Annotated in this window: 3 protein-coding genes; all 3 read left to right on the forward strand. The window is 61.7% G+C overall.

The window, feature by feature from the left end; genetic code table 11:
- The first annotated feature begins 896 nt into the window (after positions 1–896).
- Positions 897–1,757, forward strand: coding sequence for a glycosyltransferase family 2 protein (locus tag AWB68_RS43125; protein ID WP_235028841.1), 861 nt, complete (start codon positions 897–899; stop codon positions 1,755–1,757).
- Complete coding sequence (locus AWB68_RS43130; RefSeq protein ID WP_087650212.1) at positions 1,754–2,737, forward strand: UDP-glucose 4-epimerase family protein; 984 nt, start codon at positions 1,754–1,756, stop codon at positions 2,735–2,737. The genes AWB68_RS43125 and AWB68_RS43130 overlap by 4 nt, the downstream gene beginning before the upstream one ends.
- An 83-nt stretch (positions 2,738–2,820) precedes the next feature.
- Positions 2,821–3,808, forward strand: a 988-nt coding sequence (locus tag AWB68_RS43135) for an MraY family glycosyltransferase (RefSeq protein WP_087650213.1), incomplete at its 3' end; no start/stop codon positions are given.

Raw genomic sequence — 3,808 nt, forward strand, 5'->3', positions numbered from 1 at the left:
CGCTGCTCTATGTCATTGAAAGTAAACGAGCTTTCTCGCTGTCGTGGCGCGACAGCGACGTTGTGTATAACGACATGGGCATGTGCGCCTTTGAAGGAGTAGCGATAGGTTGGCCTTGATGTAAAGCGTAGTAGTTTTACCGTCGATGTTCATTGGAAAGGCCAGTAGAGTCTATCGTCTACATACCAAATTGTCGTCGATTCAATTGCCGTGCATTCGTGCGCTTTTTCTTCGATCGCTTTTTCTAGTGGTGATGGAGGTGTAGTGCTTGCGATACCAAGAATTAAGAATATCGAGTCGTCGCTAGCCCGACAGGATAGCGATTAAACGTGAGATCAACTAATAGCGATAGTAATTGCTTTGGCACTATTCGAATCCTGCGCCGCCAATTATCGGGGCGTTGGCACGGCATCATGCAATCGGACTGTGAGCGGGGGTGCTGCGAAGCGTCCCCCATGCCCCTCGACGATGTCCGTTGGAAGGCGTCCTCAATGCTTACTCTTGAACCCTCTTCGAGGGGCAGCTAGCAGGTTGTAGAGTCCAACGGTACTCAGTTTCCATCATGGACCCGTCATGCGGACGACGGCGCCGCGTTGTGGGCATTTTGATGGGCGCTGTTTTGCGCGCTCGCCCTTTTTGCCCAGCAACGCACTATGGTGTGCGCCGCATGCACGCGGGCTCTCGCACGGGCAGAGCGTTTAGCGGGCCATGCGTCGCTCCGACCCTAGGCGCCGATCGCGTTCGTACCTGCCGCCCACCGCAAATTCACTGCCGCAAGGGTTCGGCGCAGGGGACCGAATAAACGGCAGTCCGCTTCGAGTGCTTTAAAATCACTCCGATTGCCGCACATATCCGCTCTCGACTGACCTTCACAGGTCAGTATGCGAGAGCCAATCATGGAAATTAGTATGCAGTTTGAATCGACTGCGGGAATATCTCGCGAAGCTTGCCTTTTGAGCGTATCGGTCGTAGTGTATCGTCCCGATCCAGACCTTCTAAATCGCACACTTGAGACGCTGAGTGCGGCACTGCAACGTCTGAACATGGCATTGCCAACGAAGGCTCCGCTTTACCTTATCGATAATGGGACGGTCGAAGATCAGATTGCCGCGTCGGCGGTCGCGCGTGGTGCCCCGTTTGAGACGGTGTTGATGCAAGGCCACGGAAATGTCGGCTACGGCAGGGGCCACAACCTGGCGATTGAGCGGACCAACAGTCAGTACCATCTCATCCTGAATCCCGACATCGAACTGGAAAGTGATGCGCTGGATCGCGCGCTTAAGTTCATGCACGACGAGCCGGGAACCGGCCTCATCTCACCGCTCATACGCGACGACGCCGGCGACCAGCAATTCCTCTGCCGCCGGTTCCCCACAGTGTTCGACCTCTTCGCCCGCGGCTTCCTGCCCTCACGCCTGCGCGCCCCATTCAAAAACCGTCTGGGCCGCTACGAAATGCGCGACGTCATCGACGGCGAGCATGTCGTCTGGGACCCCCCCATCGTCAGCGGCTGCTTCATGCTGTTCCGGACTGAGGTACTAAAAAAACTCAACGGCTTCGACCCACGCTACTTCCTCTACTTCGAAGACTACGACCTGAGCCTGCGCACTCATGACATCGCGCGGGTTGCTTACGTGCCGTCCGTGCGCGTGCTTCATCACGGTGGCGACGCCGCGCGCAAGGGCGGGACGCACATCAAGCTCTTCATCACGTCTGCGTTCAAGTTCTTCAACCGCTTCGGCTGGAAGTGGATATGACTGACCGCGTCGCCATCACCGGCGCGAACGGTTTCGTCGGCCGCGCGCTTTCTCGGATGCTGCTGCAGCAGGGCAGGGAAGTAACCGGTATCGTCCGTCCGCAAGCGACCTGTGAACCCGGCGTCCAGACGGCTCACATCGCGTCACTCGACTCGATCACGCCCGAAGCGTTCAGGAATACGACCGCAGTGGTCCACCTCGCAGCCCGCGTCCACGTGATGCGCGACGCAACCGCCGACCCCCTCGCAGCCTTTTGCGCCACCAACGTTGAAGGCACACTGGCCGCCGCCGAAGCCGCCCGCCAGGCCGGCGCAACCCGCTTCATCTTCGCAAGCAGCATCAAGGCACTCGCCGAACTGGACCCCGGCCGCCCGCTGAAAGAAACCGACGCCCGCAATCCCCCCGACCCATACGGCCTCTCAAAAGCCGAGGCCGAAATCAAACTCCTGGAATACGGCGCCCGCACCGGCCTGGAAATCGTGATCGTGCGCCCGCCGCTCGTCTACGGACCGAACGTCCGCGCGAACTTCCTGTCCCTGATGAACGCGATCTCGAAAGGCATCCCACTGCCGATCGGCTCGGTCACGGCGCAAAGAAGCCTCTGCTACGTCGACAACCTCGCCAGTGCACTCGTCGAATGCACGATGCATCCGCGCGCCGCGGGCCAGATCTTCCATGTGACCGATGGCGACGACCCGAGCGTCGCGGGTCTGGCGCGCGCCCTGGGACGTCACCTCGGCCGTCCCGCGCGCCTGCTGCCTGTCCCGGTTGACCTCCTGAGAATCACCGCACGCCTGACAGGAAAAACCGCGCAAATCGATCGCCTTACGGGCAGCCTTCGAGTCGATTCGACTCATATCCGCGATGTGCTAGGCTGGCGCCCTCCGGTTTCGCTCGACGCCGGTCTCGCCGCCACGGCGAACTGGTATCTGGCGACGCATCCGGTCCGCAAAAAACTAAAGTCCAGTAACAACGGATAAGCCTTGGTAACACACGAGGACGCCGTGACCCGGCAAGATCGGCACAGTCGAAAAACAAATTCCACCCCACCAATATCTGGGAAATGACCCGCCCGCTGTTTCTCTTCATCGATTCACCCTGGATCTCGGCCGCCGCTGTCGCGGGGCTCGCGCTCGTCACCTGCGCGCTGATCCTCGCGATGCTCCTGAAAACCGGCCTCGCCTGGCGCCTCGCCACTGACATCCCGAACGACCGTTCGCTCCACACCCGCCCGACACCGCGTATCGGCGGCTGGGGGATCGTGCCGGTGAGCGTGGTCGCGATGCTGGTCGCAGCGCCGCCGATGTGGCTCGCCGCTGCAGGCATGGCTTTCCTCGCCGCCGTCTCGCAGATCGACGACCGCCGCGGCCTTCCGGCGCGCGTGCGCTTCGGCGCGCACCTGCTGGCAGTCGCCGCGCTGATCGCGCTGAATCCGGCGCCGGTGCCGTGGTGGGCGCTCACGGCGGTTGGTTTCCTGATGCTGTGGCTCGTCAACCTCTACAACTTCATGGACGGCTCCGACGGCCTCGCGGGCGGCATGGCGCTCTTCGGCTTCGGTGGCTACGCGGTCGCGGCGCTCTCGGGCCCCACGCCGCAGATCGACCTCGGCATCGCGAGCGCCGCGATCGCGGGCGCGGCGGCGGGGTTCCTGCTGTTCAATTTCCACCCGGCGCGGATTTTTCTCGGCGACTCGGGGTCCATTCCGTTGGGCTTTCTCGCGGGCGCACTGGGATATTGGGGCTGGCTGAAGGGCACGTGGCCCGTCTGGTTCCCTGCGCTGGTGTTCGCGCCTTTCATCGCCGACGCGTCCGTGACGTTGTTACGCCGCCTCGCTCGCGGCGAAAGATTTTGGCAGGCGCACCGCGAGCATTACTATCAGCGCATGGTTCAACTCGGCATGGGCCACGGGCGCACGGCTTGCGCGTGGTATTTGCTGATGCTCGCGGGCATACTGCTTGCAGTGCGGGCATTGGGCTTTTCTTCGCTCGGTCAGTGGTGCGCGGTGGCAGGGTGGGCAATTGTGGTCACGGCAGCGGGGGCGGTCGTCGATG

It is taken from the genome of Caballeronia choica, assembly GCF_001544535.1.
Classification (GTDB): Bacteria; Pseudomonadota; Gammaproteobacteria; order Burkholderiales; family Burkholderiaceae; genus Caballeronia; species Caballeronia choica.

Excerpts from the sequence above, each read along its gene's own strand:
- AWB68_RS43125 (WP_235028841.1), top strand. The coding sequence starts at position 897 with ATGGAAATTAGTATGCAGTTTGAATCGACTGCGGGAATATCTCGCGAA.
- AWB68_RS43130 (WP_087650212.1), top strand. The coding sequence starts at position 1,754 with ATGACTGACCGCGTCGCCATCACCGGCGCGAACGGTTTCGTCGGCCGC.